Here is a 17189-nt window from a genome sequence, read left to right as displayed (position 1 = left end):
GCCTTGCGCAAATTGAGCGGGGGTGTCGTCGGATGTTTTATGTAGTACGTGCGAGGCCTAGTCGCGCGCAGTGCAGCGCGCACGAAACGGATACGAGGAGACAGCGATCCGTCACACCATAGCGAATCGCTGCTTGAATTTGGTGATCAAAGCTTTTCGAAGACGCGGTTTGGAAGAGCATAGTGGGCTGATAGCAATGACGTGTTTCCGAGTGCGCCGCATCGGGATTTCCAATCAAGCGGACAAGGCGGAACGCTCAGCCTACAATTTCATATACGGCGCTGACATTACATAATCATGTAATGCACGATGCGGCTCCCTACGCTTCCGGGCAACGATTCCCACGGCTATAATTTCTCGTCGGCACGCCCGCCTGAGAGGCACATTCTGCGCGTCTATCGCAGATCGACTGTACCGACGTTAGGGGAGGTTTGCCTGACTACAGGGGGTTCCATGGAATCCGCAAACGAACTGGTCTATGTGGTGGACGACGACAGCCGGGTGCGAGAAGCACTCTCTGCGCTGCTGCGCGCAAACGGAAGAGACGTCCAGGCATTCAGCTCCGGTAAAGAGTTTCTGGACACACCGCATCGAAATGTCGTGGCATGTCTGATCCTGGATATGAGAATGCCAGGCATGAATGGCCTGGAAGTCCAGAAGCTTCTTCGCATGGACTCTCCCATTCCGGTCATTTTCATTACCGGAATGGGAGATGTGCCGTCCGTAGTTCTTGCCATGAAAGGCGGGGCTGTCGACTTCCTCACCAAGCCTGTCGATGAAGATGCATTGATGCGCGCGGTCGACGCGGCTCTCGCGAGAGCATACGTTCTTCGCGAGGAAGCGCGGAATGCAGCGACGCTTCAAGCGCTCTATCAATCGCTGACACCTCGTGAGCAGGAGCTGTTGCCGCTACTCGCAAGCGGTTTGCTCAACAAGCAGGCGGCGGCAATCCTTGGCATCACTGAATACACCGTGCAGGTGCATCGCGGCCACATCATGAAAAAAATGCAGGCGGATTCGTTTGCCACTCTCGTCCGGCAGGCTGGCAAACTGCAACTCGAAACGTCGTCGACAACCACGTTCGATGCCTGACGCCTGATGCGTGTTAGCACCGACCCGATACGGAAATCTTGCGGCCACCAAACGCCCGAACGTCGTGGCGTCGGCGGCCCATCCTTCGGATAGGATCACAAAACGCTAGCCTGGCCGTACAGTCTCACGCGTTCGCACGTCCGCGTGGTCCGGTCTCGCGCATGAACATCGCAAGCACCATTGCGAGCACGATGCCACCGAGCAGCCACGAGCCGGCTGCGCGGAACACCGGCAGGTCCATTGCGCCGCCGCTCGCGACGTGGGCAAGCAGCTTGCCATATGCGGGCGTGAGCAAGGCGCTGAACGTGAACACCAGGAAATTGATCGCGCCGCTGGCACTGCCTTTCACGTTGTCCGGATTGACTTCCTTGATGACCGTGTAGGGCAGCATTGCCGCACCGGAGCCGATGCCGAGCAGCAGCCCGAGCACATATGGCGGCGCCACACCGGCTGGCAGATAGAAAATGCCCGCGCCCGACACAAGCATCAGGAGTGCGCCGGCAATCAACACCGGCTTGCGACGCCCCAGACGGTCAGACAGGTAACCTAACAGCGGGCAGCCGATCACCCAGCCGAGCGGCACCATGCTCGCACGATTGACAGCCTCCGCATAGCTGACGTCGAGACCGTTGTGCAGGAACGGAATACCCCAGATCATGTCGCCGATCGTCGTCGGAAGGAACAGCAAGCCGGCGCAGAAGCCGCAGAGATACGACTGCGGATTGGACAGCACTTCCTTGTATGGCGCGAACATCTTCATCCATGAGCCCTGGTTGGCTGGGCTGTCGTCATGGACTGCGGGCGTCGCGAAGAACACCAGCACGGCGATCAAGAGGATGACAAGGCCGGACAGCCACCAGAACTTCTGCCACGTGATGAGGCCGTGAATCAGCGGGGCAACGGCGAACTGCCCTGCGGAGCCGCCCAGCATGCCGAAGCATTGAGTGAATCCCACCGCCGTCGCAAGAGAACGCGGGGGAAAGCCGTGCGTGGCGAGATACACCGCGCCGATGAACCCACACGCCGAACCCGCGCCTTGCAGCAGGCGGCCGACCTGCGCCGCCTCCACGCTGCCCAGACCGAACAGCGCCGCGCCGAGGGCAACGAGGACGATGCCGGCCGGAATGACCGCCTTGCCGCCGAGCCGATCGAGCAACGCACCGCAAACGATCGAGAACAGCGCATAGGTGTAGTAGTACAGGCCGACTAACGCGCCCACGCCCAGCGCATCCCGGGCGAACGCCGCACTCAGCTCGGGTATCATCACGCCCGGCGCCGAACGCAGCATGTACTGCATGAAGTAGAAGGCGGCACAGAAAAGCCAGGCGATGACGAAACCCATGTGGATGGGCTGGCGGTCTGATGCAACATTGACGGTGCTGGCGACCTTGCTGGACATGGTTCGATTTCCGTTGAGTTTTGCGGACCGCGTTACCGGAACAGGTTGACCTTTGCGAGATCGATGAGCTGCTGGCCTCGACCGTCCATGACGGCACGAAGCATGAACAGCCCAAAGTGGTAGGCCTGATCAGTGGTGGTCGCAGGAGGCATCACGAGTTCCTGACGCGCGCTCACTACGTCGACGAGAGCCGGGCCCGGATGGGCGAATGCTTCGGCCAGGGCGCCTTCCAGCTCCGCAGGATGCTCGACGCGCACGCCTTTGATTCCTATCGCGTTGGCCATCGCGGCGAAGTTCGGATTTTTCAGGTCACATCCCGTATCGATGAACCCACTGGCCTTCATCTCCATTTCCACGAAGCCGAGTGTTCCGTTGTTGAGCACGACGACTTTGACCGGCAAACCGGTTTGAATCAGAGTCAGGAACTCGCCCATCATCATGGTGAAGCCGCCGTCACCCGACATCGAGATCACCTGTCGGTCCCTGAAAGCGGCCTGCGCGCCGATCGAGTGCAACAACGAATTGGCCATCGAACCGTGGTTGAACGAACCGACCAGTCGTCGTTTGCCGTTCATCTTCAGATATCGCGCGGTCCATGCGATGGGCGTGCCGACGTCGCAGGAGAAGATCGCATCTTCGTCCGCGAGTTCGCTGACGAGCCGCGTCACATACTGCGGATGGATCGTGCTGCTGCCCGCTTCCGGCTCCGCCAGCGCATCCAGACTCTGGCGAGCCTTGCGATAGTCGTCGAGTGCGCGATTCAGAAAGCTGCTGTCCGTTTTCTGCTGAATCTTGGGAAGAAGTTCATTGAGCGTATCCTTGACGGTTCCCAATACGCCAAGCTCTATCGGGCATCGATTGCCGAGCGCTTCCGCCCTTGTATCGACCTGCGCGATAGTCACCTTCTCCGGGTAGAACTGTCGATAAGGGAAGTCGGTGCCCAACATCAAGAGCATGTCGCAACTCTTCATCGCGGAATAACCAGAAGCGAAACCGACAAGGCCCGTCATGCCCACATCGAACGGGTTGTCGTATTCGATGTATTCCTTGCCTCGCAGCGAGTGCACGATCGGTGCTTGTAGTTTGCGGGCGAGTTCTACGACTTCCGCATGGGAATCCTTGCAGCCGGCCCCACACAGCAACGTCACTCGCGACGAACGGTTCAGCAGGCCTGCGAGTTCCGTCACATCGTCATTTGATGGGTGAATCACCGGAGCGGAAGGCGCGCTCCAGGTCGGCACAGGTTTGGTGAGAGGTCCGAGCGCCACATTTCCAGGTATGACGACAACAGCGACGCCTTTACGCGCAACCGCTGTCCGGATGGCGCGGCCCAGAATCTGCGGCAGTTGGTCCGGGCTGGTGACGAGTTCGACGTAGTGGCTACATTCCTTGAACAGGATTTCGGGGTGAGTCGCCTGAAAATAGTCGATGCCGATTTCCGTGCTTGGGACATGCGCGGCGATAGCAAGAACGGGAACGCCGCTGCGTTGGCAGTCGAACAAGCCGTTGATGAGGTGTAGATTCCCTGGACCGCAACTTCCGCAGCAGACTGCGAGCTGTCCCGTGAGATGAGCCTCGGCGCCAGCGGCGAAAGCCGCGCTTTCCTCATGCCGCATGTGAACCCATTCAATCGAACCATCCCGGCGCAGCGAGTCCGTGAAACCATTGAGCGAATCCCCCACGACACCGAACACGCGCTTCACGCCCGCGTTGACTAGTGCACCAACCATGTAGTCGGCAGCTATCGTCGCCATTTCACATCTCCATAGGTGAATGAATTACTACGAGTGCGATGCTTTCGCAGAGAGACCAAAGAGACACGTCCGCATGAGCGCGGTGCAATCACCCAGCCGTAGTGGCTGATCTGAACGGTCCGCAATGTCAGGTTCTTGATGTTAGTGAGCGTGGCGAAGCGCGGCTATTACATGAATCTGGAATCAGCCTGGACAGGCGATTGGCGCTAGACACTGATTGAGTTACGGCAGGACACCGGAACAAGATTCGGATTACGTAGATATGAAATACGTCGGCCGAGCATGACGTCATCGTTGTTGACGCAGAGCCGGATTTGACCTGTCAGACTGTTTCCTCCACGGGGGTAGCGTCCATGACGGTAGCCAGAATCATCGCTTCGACGTTTCGTGGGGCAGGTCGGCCACGCCTGGGTCGATACACGGCATCGCCTGTTGCAATGGTCTGGCCGCTCAGTGCGCAAACCCCGGCTTTCCTCGCGATGCAGCGCCGCCATGTCTGTTCGCCGTAGCAGCAGGAGGTCGCGTCGCTCCACGCAATGGTTGCCGAGATCTGTCCATTGCGCTCCAGAATCCGGATCGCGCATTTCGAAAACTTGCCTTTGCCGCACATCGGGCGGACGCGACTGGACACAATGGGCCGTTGCGTTTCGCTTTCGTTCGAGAGGCGCGCCGTCGCGGACTGCCACGTTCTGTCTTCTCCAAACGGCGTTTGCATGATGCGGTTCCTCGATTCTCATTAGACAAAAAGATGCCGTGCACAATCAATGTGACGTGCCGGATTCTCGAGCCGATTTTCGACCCCGGCTTGATGATAGTCAGCGCATTTGCGGGCCGCTACTACATGAATGTGGAGTGCGTCAGGGTTTGACCAGGAAGAGGAGCCATGGCGGCGGCATTACATATTCATGTAATGCGGAATACCTTTTTCGGCGTTATTGTGACGGCTTGGTGCGCCTGCCATCTGTCGACGGGCGGCCCACAGGCTACGATCTTGAAAGGTGCGCTGTCAGTTTCTTCAGAAGGCCTTTGGATGAAGGCGCTTTGTTGGAAATGCAAAGCAAGCGTCACATCTCCGGTGCGCACGAAGCCGTTTCCCTCACTGCCCAAAACCCGAAATCCGAGGTGAGACGCATCGGCGTATCTGCAAGGCGTAACATTGATTTCAACCATAGAGACGACTTTGAAACGACACATGCCACTAGCCAGAGGCAGATGTTCAAAGCGTGCAATCGGCGCGGCCGCGATTGCCGCGGTTCCGATGTCAGGGTGCGCAAATTCGCCATCCATTGGCGTGCTGGGCGCGTACTTTCCCGACTGGCTGTTCTGTATCGTCGCGGGCGTCGTGCTCACGGTCGTCATCTATCTGATCCTCAAGCGCTTACAGGCCGACAATCTGATGGGACCTTCCGCCGTGGTGTATCCCACGCTTGTCGCATTCCTCGCGCTCGCTGTGTGGTTGATGTTCTTCCAACATTGAATTTTTGTCGGGTGGATGAATGGCGACCCCAGCCAACAGGACATCGAAGAGAAAATGGCCGGCCATCGTGATGGTCGTGGTGACGCTGTTGCTGCTCGTCTACGTCATCCGCGTGTGGGACCGGGCGCCTCGCACCGACGACGCTTATGTCTACGCGGATACGATCGACGTCGTGCCCGAAGTCAGCGGCCGCATCGTCGAGTTGGCCGTGCGCGACAATCAGGCGGTGAAGCAGGGCGATCTGCTGTTCCGTATCGATCCGCGCCCGTACCAGGATGCGCTCGCGCGGGGCCAGGCGTCCCTCGTCGCGCTCGACCGCCAGATCGAGCTGACCCAGCGCACGGTCAATGCGCAGCAGTACAACGCGCAGTCGGTGCGTGCGGCCGTCGAGCGCGCGCGAGCCGCAGCCGGCCAGGCGTCCGACACGCTGCACCGCATGGAGCCGTTGTTGTCACACGGTTATGTGTCGGCGGAAGACGTCGACCGTGCGCGCACCGCGCAACGCTCCACCCAGGCCGAACTCAGCGCCGCGCAATTGCAGGCGCAGCAGGCGGCGGCGGCTGTGAGCGGCGTCGATGCGCTGGTCGCGCAACGCGCCGTCGTCATGGCGGAGATCGCGACGGCCGAACTGAACCTGGAGTATGCGACGGTACGAGCGCCGTTCGACGGACGCATCGTGTCATTGAAGACATCGACCGGGCAGTTTGCCACGGCGCTCAAACCGGTCTTCACCTTGATCGATACGCGCCACTGGTACGTGGTCGCGAATTTTCGCGAGACCGAACTCAAGGGCGTCAGGGCGGGGACGCCTGCCACGGTCTACCTGATGAGCGATACGGGCCAGCGTTTCCAGGGCAGCGTCGACTCGATCAGCTATGGTATCGCGCCCGATGAAGCCGGCCTTGCATTGCCCGGCGGATTGCCGCGCATTCAACGCACGCTTAACTGGGTGCATGTATCGCAGCGCTTCCCGGTGAAGATCCGCATCGACAAGCCGAACCCGGAACTGTTTCGCGTCGGTACGTCGGCGGTGGCCGTGCTGGAACCCGGGCGCGGCGACGGCGGCGAGCACCATTGAGGAACCCATGACCGCCGCCGACTATCTGCCCGTCACGCTGCGCGATGCAGGCGCTTTCCTGAGCCGCGAGCTTGCACCGTTTCCAGGGCGTCTGAACGTCATGTTGCGTTCCATGCTGACGAGCGCCATCGTGATCGTCGTGTCGATGGCGCTCGAGGTGCCCGAACTCGCATTGTCGCTACTCGTGGTGTTCTATGTCACGCAGTCGAACGTGGTGGTGACGCGGCTGGTCGGCGTGATGTTCATGGTCGGCTCGACGCTCGCCATCGGCCTGTCGATCCTGCTGTTGAAGTTTACATTCGACTATCCGTTGCTGCGCATCGTCATCGCGAGTCTGATGTTCTTTGGCAGCGTGTACCTGCTCCGGGTGCTCAAGATCGGCGTGGTGTTTTTCATCGTCGCGATCGTCGTGATCTACGTGCAAAGTTTCGTGGACCAGACCGATCAGGCCGACCTGCTGATCCGCGCGGTGTTGTGGGTGTGGATCGCCGTCAACTATCCAATCGCCCTGACGCTCGTGGTCAATACCTTGCTGCTGCCTGCCGAACCGCAATTGCAACTCAAGGCGGAAATCCATCGGCAACTCGTGACGCTGGACGCGCGCCTGACGCAGCTGATCGACGGCACCGCGAGCGCCGCGCCGATCACGCTGGCGGCCGTCCAGCAAGGCGCGCTCACGCTGCAGAAGCTGCTGCGGTTCACGACGATGCGTGATGCAAACTATCGCGAGCATCAGGCATCACAGCTTGCGTGCATTGCGACCGTGTCACGGCTTTATCGCGGAGCGAGTGAACTGCCGCTCAGTTGGCCTGGCGTGTCGGCGGCGCAACTGGCGATGTTGCGCGAGTTGCGTGCGAACGGCCGCGCGCTCGATGACTCGGTCATGACTGGCGAGCCCTATCGCTACGTGAGCACGGCGACACCTGAAGAGCGCAATGCCGCCGACGCGATTCCTGCTGCTGCCGAATCGCAGCGAGCGCTGCGCGCGTACGCCGATCTTGTTACAAGCGGTGCCGCTGCGGCCGGCAAGCCGCCCGCCAGCGAACCGATGGTCGCGCCCGACGCATGGACCAATCCTGCGTACACGCGCTTTTCGCTGAAGACGCTGCTCGCTGTTCTTGTCTGCTATGTGTTCTACAACGCCGTGGACTGGCAGGGCGTCCACACGGTCATGCTGACCTGCCTGATCGTCGCGCTGCCGAGCCTCGGCGCATCGACGCAGCGTGCGTTGCTGCGGCTCTCCGGGGCCGCCGTCGGCAGCGCGCTGGCGTTGTTCACGGTCGTGTTCATCGTTCCGCATTTCGACGACATCGTTGGCCTGCTGTTGATCGTGTTGCCTGTCGTTGCCGTAGGGGCGTGGATAACGGCGGGTTCGGAGAGGATCAGCTATGCCGGCCTCCAGGTGATGTTTACGTTCTCGCTTGCGTTGCTCGGAGAGTTCGGCCCAAGCACGAACCTCACTGAAATCCGCGACCGGATGGTCGGCATTCTGCTGGGTGTTTGCGTGGCGACTTTCGTGCAGATGTCGTTCTGGCGCGAGGGCGAGGGCGATGTGCTGCGACAGAAGCTCGCAACCCTGTTGCGCGCGATTGCAGCACAGTTGCGCCCATCGCAGGTTGGCGCCGGGAAAGGGGATGATCTGCCGTATGCACAGCGGCAGTTGCAGGCGTGGGCCGTGCTGGCCGATTGCGAGACGACGCTCTCGCGTGTTGCGCTCGAGCCCGCCTGGCAGGAAGGCGAGCAGTCGCAACTGACACTGCGCGCGCAAACGGTGCTCGCGCAGGGACGCGAGATCATGCTGGCGGGTGATGCGTTGCGCAGCGCGCTCGTGGCGCAAGCGGGATCGTCGAGCCCACACACCATCGACGCAGTGCAGGCGGCCCAGCAACAGGCCAGCGCCGAACTCAACCGGTACGCGGAGGAACTCGCGGCCAACCCACCCGATGCACGCGCGCCGCGGCGCATCGAGGTCGCTGCGCAAGCGGTCGAACCGGCTCAACTGGCCGATCGGCCGCTCATCGCCGCAGCGGACGAACTGTCGCGGCAGATCGCGGGGCTGCCGGACTGGCGCGTCGACGCACCGGTCGCGGCGTCGGCATCACCGGCGGTGCGAGCATGAACGCGCGATCGCGTTTGTGCGATTGGCGATGGCGTCGGTGCCTTCTATGCATCGCGTGGATATCGTCCGTGCTGTCGGGGTGCGCGCTGATCCATCACAACGGCACGCCCTACACCGAGATCGCGCCGGAGCAAATCAATCTCGCGGACGACATCCACCTCGCACGCGACGGCTGGCCCGCCGCGCGTTGGTGGACGCGCTATCGCGATGCCCAGCTCGACGCGCTGATCGATCAGGCGCTCGCCGATGCGCCGACCATGGTGATCGCGCGCACGCGCGTCGCGCAAGCAAAGTCGGATGTGGAGCTTGCCAGAGCGGGTTCCAACCTTCAGGTGGCGGCGCTGGCGTCGCTGGATCGCGAGCATATTTCGGCGAACGGCTTTCTCGGCCCGTTCGCAAGGAACGAACCGGCTGCGGGGTTGACGGGGCCGTGGTACACGGAAGGTGTCGTCGGGCTTGGCGCGAGCCTGGACGTGGACATCTGGGGCAAGCAACGCGCGGAGGTCGCCGCGTCGCTCGGCGTGAGCAATGCGCGGCTCGCCGAGACGTCCGCTGTCGAAATCGAAATCTCGACGGATGTCGCCCAGCTTTACTACGGCATTCAAACGACTTATCAGCTCATCGATCTGCTGAACGAATCGCATGAAATCGCGGAGTTCGCGGTGCAAGCACACGAAGGGCGAGCGGCGCGAGGCCTCGAAGCCCGTACCCAGTTCGAAGAGGCACGCGCGCAGCAACTGGCCATTGAAGGGCAGATCGTGTCGGCGCAAGGGCAGATCAAGCAGTTGCGCGAATCGCTGCGCGCGCTGGTCGGCGCGGGGCCCGCCGGACTGCCCGCCATCGAACCCGTTGCGCTGCCGCGCTCGCAGGCGGCGTTGCCGACGACGCTCTCGTACGAACTGCTGGCCCGGCGGCCCGATCTGCAGGCGATGCGATGGTATGTCGAGGCGTCATTCGACCGGATCGACGCGGCGAAGGCGGCGTTTTATCCGAGCTTCGATATCAAGGCATTTTTCGGCTTCAACGCCTTGCACCTCGCAGACCTCTTCACGCATGCAAGCCAGCAGATCAACCTGATTCCGGGCCTGACCTTGCCGATTTTCGACGGCGGCAGGCTCAACGCGAACCTGAACGGCGCACGCGAGGGCAGCAACCTGTTGATCGAGCAGTACAACCAGGCCGTTCTCAACGCCGTACGCGATGTCGCCCAGACGGGCAGCCGTCTGCAGTCCCTCGACGCGGAGACTGCGTTGCAGAAACAACGGATCGAATCAGTCGCGTTCACGAGGGACAGTGTCGAAGCCTACTATCAACGCGGGCTGACGAGCCGGCTCGCGGCGCTCGAAGCGCGCCAGCCCGTGGTCGCGGAACAGGTCGCCCTGCTCACGCTCAAGGGTCAAGTGCTCAGTCAGGAGATTGTGTTGACGAAGGCGCTCGGCGGCGGCTATCTCGCCGATCCGCCTGTCGAACTGAAGCCGCGTTGAACGGCGCACGTATTCTGTTCAGAACTGCTGCGCGCGCAGCGATTCGAATTCCGCGCGGCACACGTCGCCGAACTTGCCGAGAATGTCGATCGAGCCAGCCGCGAGCATCTCGCGAATCTCGATGAAGGACTTGTCTGGCGCGAGATAAGTGTCCACGATCTTGCGTCCGATCACGTCGGCTTCGTCCGCGACTTCGCGCGACGACTGGACGCGCATGCGGCTGATCTTCGCGTAGAGGTTGCCGAGCCCGGCGAGATCGGGCTGGTTGTGTTGCAGCGCGTCGACATAGCACTTCGTCGCTTCCTCGATGAACGCCTTGTACAGATCCTGCCGCCAGGTGAGGTCATGCGCTAGCCACTCCGCGCGAACCTGGGTGCGTTGGGTCAGCCAGGAGGCAAGAACCGAAGTCATGCCGCCGATGGCGGCGCCGACTAGTGCAGCCAGGGCAGAGATAACCGATGCATTCATAGACTACTCTCACGTTGTCATTCAGCTATCCATATTAACTCGGAGCGCGCAATTCTGGATTTGGAGATTTGGGCTCGGAGTGCAGGGGAGGCGCAAGCGGAAGTGATGTCTGAGGCTGCGCTAACGAAGGTCAGCATGCGTGGGCGGATGCCTCTTTGTGCTGGGTTAGTGGCGATCACCCACTGCACTGGTACTGCTGGTCTGTGGTTCGGCTTTGGTCACACGGGCTTACATAACGGAGGTAGCGTCTGCGGATTCGCAGCCGTTGGAGGCGAGTCGCCGCGTGAATGGCCGTTTGACTTTGCAACCGGCTGCAGCAATGCTGGGCCTCTCAGCGCTGAGCGATGACCACGTGCGCCTGGATCTTTCCGTCCACCGGTCCCGTGCCGAATCGCTCGGCGATCGCAGTGGCGCACGCGGAGGTAGCGTCGTCCACACCGCCGCCAGAACGGGCCTCGATCTCACTGCGCAGAGGCGTTCCCTGGCAAAGGCCGACGGCTGGCGCGCGGGCCGATGTCGCGCGGCTACGCGCCGCAATCGTCTCGAAGTGCGGCGCCGCGCTGAAGCCCGCATCCGCGAGGTCGCGTGAGATCAGTTCCGTGTCGAAATAGCCGTGCGGCGTGCGCCTCATGAAAAGTGGAGGATCCGCGGGGAAGAGACCGGCAAGCGTTGCCGTGACGGTATTGGCAAAGTCGTTCTCCTCGATGCGATCCCAGACGTTGAACAACAGCACGCCGCCGTTCCGAAGTACGCGCCGAGCTTCGGAAAACGCACGCGCTTTATCCGGAAAGAACATGACCCCGAATTGGCAGACGACGACGTCGAAACTCGCGTCGTCGAACGGCAGCCGGGTCGCGTCTGCCTGTTGCCACTTGATCGGCCTTAGGGTGCCGATGGCCGCCGCACGATCCAGCATCGGCTGATTCAGGTCGGTCGCAACCAGATCGACATTCAGGGGTAATGCATGCGCCATCGCGCGGGTCACTGCGCCAGTGCCGGCGGCGGTCTCAAGCACGCGTGACGGATGACGCCCGGCAACCCTGTTCGCGAGATCTGCGGCGTAAGGTTCGAAGAGCAGCGGAACAAGGTGGCTCTCATAGAGCTCGGGGATCGAGCCCGTAAAGCGAGTATCGGTACCGAAGCTGTCCATACGCCTCCCTACTGCTATTACCGTAATGGTAGGCGCAGCCGGACATATTGAACAGTCGTGATGCATCGCCTTCGCATCGCTCGCCTGTGTGTCCGCTCATACCCGGTCTGTTCCTGTACTTTCCTGGCAATCGCCATATTCCCGCAGGGCTGCGGGCATTGATCGCTTTGTTGAAGGAGTCGACGGGAGGCACTTCCAAGGAGAAGCCTGCAATCGGATTACGCTAACAAATCGGCTAATCAGCTCGGTCGGGAGATCACATGAAAGCGCGAAATCTGACAGCGTAAGTGCAGACCAAAGGAAGCTGGGATAATGAAGGCCTCACAGCGCAACTTTCGGGGCTAGTCTCCAAGATGTCGGCGGCGAACCGGAGGTGAGTCATGCCCGAAGAAGTCCAATACAGTCACTCAGCCGACATCCCCGGTTTGATCCTCAGCACGGCTCGGTTTGCCGAGTTTCGCTTTGAGCCGCACTATCATCTTGACAGCCATATCGCACTCGTTGCCAGCGGCGTGCAACGTCAATCGTTCCGTGGGGAATCGCTGTTGCTCACGCGTGGCACCATTCAGCTCATGCCTCCGGGCGAGGTTCACGACGGAGTCGCCGATGCGGACGAGTCGTACACGCTTCAGACATTTCGACTATCGCCTGCGCTGCTGAATGGCTTCGGCGAGGAAATCACGGGCAAGCACTATTTCCCCTCGCAGGCCGCAGTGGTGCTGCAAGATGGCCGCCTCGCAGACCAGTTGCTCAAGATGCATTCAACCCTTCGGCACGGGATAAACGATCCGATCATGAACGAGACCTACGTTCTGGAATTGCTGGAGTCGCTGTTCGCCCGTTTGAAGCAACCGTCCCCCCAAACTATCGCCGGTGCTCTGTCGTCTGAACAACTGCGACTTGTTCGGGAATTTGTCGAGGCGCATCTTGCCGACAAAATCGTTCTGGAAGATCTGTCTCTTCTTGTTGGCCTCGCTCGATTCCGGTTCTTGAAACTGTTTAAACGCACTGTCGGCATGACGCCCCACGCCTGGTTACTGCGCATGCGGCTGGAAAAGGCGATGGCGTTGATCAACGCGAATAGGAACATGCCAATCACCGAAATCGCGCACGCCGTTGGTTTCTTTGATCAAAGCCATTTCACGCGGGCGTTTCGCGAGGCGTACGGCGTGACTCCCGCTCGCTTCTGACGGCGGGGCAGCAATTTTTTACAAGGCGTTTCGCTGACGGATCGGTAGTCTTCGGTTTTTGGCCTCGCGCCCATCCTGGGCGGCCTCCATCCAAGGCAGAAACACCGAATGAATACTTTCAGCTTTCTTGACGACTACAGCGAAGGCGCACATCCCGACATTCTCCGTGCCCTGACTGACTCCAACTACATCCAACAGGCACCTTACGGGGAAGACTCGTACTCTGCCGAGGCGACGACCCGGATCAGGGCTCGCCTGGGGGACACGTTCGACGGAGCGATCCACTACGTCGCGAGCGGCACCATGGCCAACATCGTTTCGATATCCAGCTGCCTGCGTCCGCACGAAGCCGTCATTGCAGTGAGCTCGGGACATATCGTAGTCAGGGAGGCCGGTGCCATTGAGGCAACTGGCCACAAGCTCATCGTCGTTCCCGCTATAGACGGGAAGCTCACGCCCGCCAATATCGAGGCCGCGCTTGCCAGCAATGCTCATTTTCCGCACATGGCAAAGCCTCGACTTATCTATCTGTCGAATGCAACCGAAACAGGCACCGTCTACTCCCTCGAGGAACTGCGGCAGATCTCGGCGCTAGCAAAGCAGCGAGGCCTCATTCTATTTCTCGATGGCGCGCGCTTGGGCGCGGCGTTGGCGTCAAGCAAGAGCGACGCGACTTTGGCCGATATTGCTTCGCTCGTCGACATTTTCTGGATCGGTGGAACCAAGGTAGGGGCGCTTTTGGGTGAAGCCATTGTTGTTTGCAATCCGGCGTTGACGGAGGATTTTGCTTTCCACCTCAAGCAGCGCGGCGGCATGTTAGCCAAAGGGCGGCTATTAGGTATCCAGTTTCAGGAGTTATTTGGCGTCAAGAATCTCTTCTTCGAAAATGCAAAACACGCCAATGCCATGGCGGCCAAGCTCGCCTCCGGGATCGTGTCCGGCGGTTACGCGCTCGAGGCGGAAACGGCTACGAATCAAGTGTTTGCAATCTTGCCCGATTCTGTCATTTCGGCTTTGACGCAGCACTTTGCTTTCTACGTTTGGAGAAAGTCGGATAACGATCATTCGGTGATTCGCCTGGTAACGTCCTGGGCCACGCAAGAACACCAGATCGACGCCTTTTTGGCTCGGCTCGCCCAGCATTGAAGGCACACTCAGCCTGCGTCACTCAGTGAGGTAGGTATCTACCAGAGCGATGGGTTTCATCTAGAAATATAGGCTATTCAGATTGGAGGTCAGAGCCTATCGTGCGGGTTTCCGGCATACGCATCGTCTGCCACTTCGGAGATATCGCATGAAACTGCTACACGTAGACTCCAGCATCCTCGGGCAAGGCTCGGTCAGTCGTGATCTGTCGGCGGAGGTTGCCGCAACTTTCCGGGCCCGCCATGCCGACCTTGCTGTCACTCATCTCGACCTGGCCGTCACACCGATCGGCCATCTGACGGCCGCACACCTCGCGGCCGCGCAAGGCGCCCCGGTCGACGACGCATTGAAGTCCGACGTCGCCGCGGGCCAGCTCGCGCTCGAGGAGTTCCTGGCCGCCGACATCGTGGTCATCGGCGCACCGATGTACAACCTTGGCGTGCCTTCTCAACTGAAGGCCTGGATCGATCGCATCTCTGTCGCCGGGAAGACGTTCAGCTACGGGGAGCACGGCCCGGTCGGACTATGCGGCGGCAAGAAGCTGATCATCGCCTCGTCGCGCGGCGGCGTTTACAGCGAAGGCTCGCCTGCAGCCTTCTTCGATCACCAGGAAACCTATCTGAAGGCGGCCTTCGGTTTTCTGGGCATCACGGATATCATTTTCATTCGCGCGGAAGGCGTGGCGATGGGTGAGGAGGCACGCAATGGGGCCATTGCCTCGGCGAAGAAAGATACCGCCGCACTCGCTGCATGACGTAGCACCGCCATGTCCGTTCCACACTTGCGTACCTGCTTCCTGGGTCACGGCGCGGGTTCGTGGTCGTACATGGCGGACGCGTTGCGCCAGCAGTTTGCGATGCTCAGCAAGCGTTGATCGATACCGGAAGGGAACCGGTCATGCCGTTGCCTTCTGGTGGTATCGGCATGGCCGGCATCCGCTTGCAGTTGTTTGACCAAGGCTAAGGAGCCTCTGCATGACCCATTCCATCCACGGCAATAAACGCTGGCTAGCGCTGAACGTTCTGTGCCTCGGCGTGCTCATGATCGTGCTCGATACGACGATCGTGAACGTTGCATTGCCGTCGATCGCCGCGGACCTCGGCTTTACCGAAACCTCGCTGGTGTGGGTGGTCAACGCGTACATGCTGACCTTCGGCGGCTGCCTGCTGCTTGGCGGACGGCTGGGCGATCTTTACGGCCACCGCAAGCTGTTCCTCGGCGGCATTACGCTGTTCACGCTGGCGTCGCTCGCATGCGGCATGGCTAATTCGCAACTCCTGCTGGTATGCGCGCGTGCCGTGCAGGGGTTGGGCGGCGCGGTCGTCTCCGCTGTTTCGCTGTCGCTGATCATGAATCTGTTCACTGAACCCGGCGAGCGTGCTAAAGCGATGGGCGTGTATGGCTTTGTTTGCGCGGGAGGCGGCAGCATCGGCGTACTGCTCGGCGGTCTGTTGACCAACCTGCTGAGCTGGCACTGGATCTTTCTCGTCAACTTGCCCATTGGCATCGCCGTTTATGCACTGTGCGTCGCGCTCTTGCCCGCGGCACGCGGTCATGCGCATGGCGAACGGCTAGACGTGGCCGGCGCGGTGACGGTAACTGCTTCGCTGATGCTCGCCGTGTACGCAGTCGTGAACGGTAATGAAGCGGGTTGGACCTCGGCGCAGACGCTGGGCCTGCTATTTGCCGCGCTGGCGCTGTTTGCCGTGTTTCTCGTTATCGAGGCGCGCGTGCAGCATCCGTTGATGCCGCTCGGCCTGTTCCGGTTGCGCAATCTCGCGACTGCCAATGTGGTCGGCGTACTCTGGGCGGCTGCGATGTTCGCGTGGTTCTTCATCTCCGCCTTGTATCTGCAGCGCGTGCTTGGCTACCGGCCCATGCAGGTCGGGCTCGCGTTTTTGCCGGCCAGTCTGATCATGGCGTTCTTTTCGCTGGGGCTGTCGGCGCGCGTGGTGATGCGCTTCGGTCTGCGCCTTCCGCTTGCCGTTGGGCTGCTCGTCGCGGCGTGTGGCCTCGCGCTGTTCGCACGGGCACCGATGACCGGCAGCTTCGTGCTCGACGTGTTGCCCGGCATGATCCTGTTCGGCTTCGGTGCGGGCATCGCGTTCAATGCCGTGCTGCTGGCGGCCATGAGCGACGTCGATCCGAGCGATTCGGGCCTCGCGTCCGGTATCGTCAATACATCGTTGATGATGGGGGGCGCACTCGGCCTCGCGGTGCTCGCAAGTCTCGCCGCCGCGCGCAGCGACGCGATGCAGTCTTCCGAAAGCGCCACGGCGGCGCTCAACAGCGGCTATCACGTGGCGTTTCTGGTCGGTGCGATCTTCGCGGCGGCGGCCGGTGTGCTGGGCGGTTTGTTGTTGCGTCCTGGGCAGCCGGGCGGCGCCGGCGCGCGACCGGTTGCTGACAGTCACGGCGTAACGACAGCGGGCCCCGCACCCACAACCGGCAACGCGGCAGCGACAGAGCACTACTGATCGAACACGAGCCGTGTCGGCAGTCGATCACGCCGGATCGCGAAACCGCAGGCGCGATCGAAGGCGCCGGATCGCGGCTGGCGATGCATGGCTTCATGCAGGCGTCACTACCCGGACGTCTATATCGCTAGTCCCAAACCGTTTGTCTGAAGCAAGTCGACTGATGAGATACTGGTCAGCCTCGAACGGTTTTGTGTGCGGGTCCGGAATGCTACGATCACAGGCGGTCCGAACGCGTCGCACCTGTTCATCGATCTCATCGATGCCGCGCGTTGAACGCACGGACTTGCTCGAATAATTGACAATCGTGCCGACCGATTCGCTCTAGCCGCAGACCGATGAAAGAATCGAGGGG

General features: G+C 60.9%; 15 protein-coding genes. 9 read left to right on the top strand and 6 right to left on the bottom strand.

Translation table 11 applies throughout. From position 1 onward, the window contains the following. Window positions 1-453 precede the first annotated feature (453 nt). Complete coding sequence (locus tag B0G74_RS16310) at window positions 454-1092, top strand: response regulator (RefSeq protein ID WP_132375898.1); 639 nt, start codon at window positions 454-456, stop codon at window positions 1090-1092. Window positions 1093-1216: 124 nt separating this feature from the next. Here B0G74_RS16310 and B0G74_RS16305 read toward each other — a convergent pair whose 3' ends face one another. From B0G74_RS16305 to B0G74_RS16290, 4 genes are all read right to left on the bottom strand, one after another. Continuing rightward, window positions 1217-2491, bottom strand: a complete 1275-nt coding sequence (locus tag B0G74_RS16305; protein ID WP_132375897.1) for an MFS transporter — start codon at window positions 2489-2491, stop codon at window positions 1217-1219. Between the two features lie 32 nt (window positions 2492-2523). Further along, window positions 2524-4245, bottom strand: a complete 1722-nt coding sequence (poxB, locus tag B0G74_RS16300; protein WP_132375896.1) for a ubiquinone-dependent pyruvate dehydrogenase — start codon at window positions 4243-4245, stop codon at window positions 2524-2526. A gap of 322 nt (window positions 4246-4567) precedes the next feature. After that, window positions 4568-4960, bottom strand: coding sequence for a DUF3331 domain-containing protein (locus B0G74_RS16295; RefSeq protein WP_132375895.1), 393 nt, complete (start codon window positions 4958-4960; stop codon window positions 4568-4570). A gap of 188 nt (window positions 4961-5148) precedes the next feature. Next, a complete protein-coding gene (locus B0G74_RS16290) occupies window positions 5149-5532 on the bottom strand; it encodes a hypothetical protein (protein ID WP_165923797.1) in 384 nt (127 codons plus the stop codon). 4 nt (window positions 5533-5536) lie between these two features. Between B0G74_RS16290 and B0G74_RS16285 the strand changes: the two genes are divergently transcribed. The 4 genes from B0G74_RS16285 to B0G74_RS16270 are packed head-to-tail and all read left to right on the top strand — an operon-like array spanning window position 5537 to window position 10403. Further along, entirely contained in the window at window positions 5537-5722 is a 186-nt protein-coding gene (locus B0G74_RS16285; protein ID WP_243658205.1) for a YtcA family lipoprotein, read from the top strand. 19 nt (window positions 5723-5741) lie between these two features. Then, entirely contained in the window at window positions 5742-6800 is a 1059-nt protein-coding gene (mdtN, locus tag B0G74_RS16280; protein ID WP_132375892.1) for a multidrug transporter subunit MdtN, read from the top strand. Between the two features lie 7 nt (window positions 6801-6807). After that, window positions 6808-8919 carry an FUSC family protein gene (locus tag B0G74_RS16275; RefSeq protein ID WP_132375891.1) on the top strand — a complete coding sequence of 704 codons (2112 nt, stop codon included), beginning with the start codon at window positions 6808-6810 and terminating at the stop codon, window positions 8917-8919. Beyond that, window positions 8916-10403 carry an MdtP family multidrug efflux transporter outer membrane subunit gene (locus tag B0G74_RS16270; protein WP_132375890.1) on the top strand — a complete coding sequence of 496 codons (1488 nt, stop codon included), beginning with the start codon at window positions 8916-8918 and terminating at the stop codon, window positions 10401-10403. The genes B0G74_RS16275 and B0G74_RS16270 overlap by 4 nt, the downstream gene beginning before the upstream one ends. A gap of 18 nt (window positions 10404-10421) precedes the next feature. Here the strand turns inward: B0G74_RS16270 and B0G74_RS16265 are convergent, their stop codons facing one another. Both B0G74_RS16265 and B0G74_RS16260 read right to left on the bottom strand, forming a co-directional pair. Beyond that, a complete protein-coding gene (locus B0G74_RS16265) occupies window positions 10422-10871 on the bottom strand; it encodes a hypothetical protein (RefSeq protein WP_132375889.1) in 450 nt (149 codons plus the stop codon). Between the two features lie 331 nt (window positions 10872-11202). Beyond that, window positions 11203-12021, bottom strand: coding sequence for a class I SAM-dependent methyltransferase (locus B0G74_RS16260; protein WP_132375888.1), 819 nt, complete (start codon window positions 12019-12021; stop codon window positions 11203-11205). Window positions 12022-12401: 380 nt separating this feature from the next. Between B0G74_RS16260 and B0G74_RS16250 the strand changes: the two genes are divergently transcribed. The 4 genes from B0G74_RS16250 (at window position 12402) to B0G74_RS16235 (ending at window position 16834) form a co-directional block, all read left to right on the top strand. Continuing rightward, a complete protein-coding gene (locus B0G74_RS16250; protein ID WP_132375886.1) occupies window positions 12402-13211 on the top strand; it encodes an AraC family transcriptional regulator in 810 nt (269 codons plus the stop codon). Window positions 13212-13319: 108 nt separating this feature from the next. Beyond that, window positions 13320-14357: an aminotransferase class I/II-fold pyridoxal phosphate-dependent enzyme gene (locus B0G74_RS16245; RefSeq protein ID WP_132375885.1), complete on the top strand. Its 1038-nt coding sequence runs from the start codon at window positions 13320-13322 to the stop codon at window positions 14355-14357. A 148-nt stretch (window positions 14358-14505) separates the two neighbouring features. Then, window positions 14506-15111: an NAD(P)H-dependent oxidoreductase gene (locus B0G74_RS16240; RefSeq protein WP_132375884.1), complete on the top strand. Its 606-nt coding sequence runs from the start codon at window positions 14506-14508 to the stop codon at window positions 15109-15111. Between the two features lie 220 nt (window positions 15112-15331). Next, entirely contained in the window at window positions 15332-16834 is a 1503-nt protein-coding gene (locus B0G74_RS16235) for a DHA2 family efflux MFS transporter permease subunit (RefSeq protein WP_132375883.1), read from the top strand. Window positions 16835-17189: the final 355 nt, after the last annotated feature.

Source organism: Paraburkholderia sp. BL9I2N2 (assembly GCF_004339745.1).
Taxonomy (GTDB): domain Bacteria; phylum Pseudomonadota; class Gammaproteobacteria; order Burkholderiales; family Burkholderiaceae; genus Paraburkholderia.
This window is presented reverse-complemented; position numbering and strand designations above follow the sequence as displayed.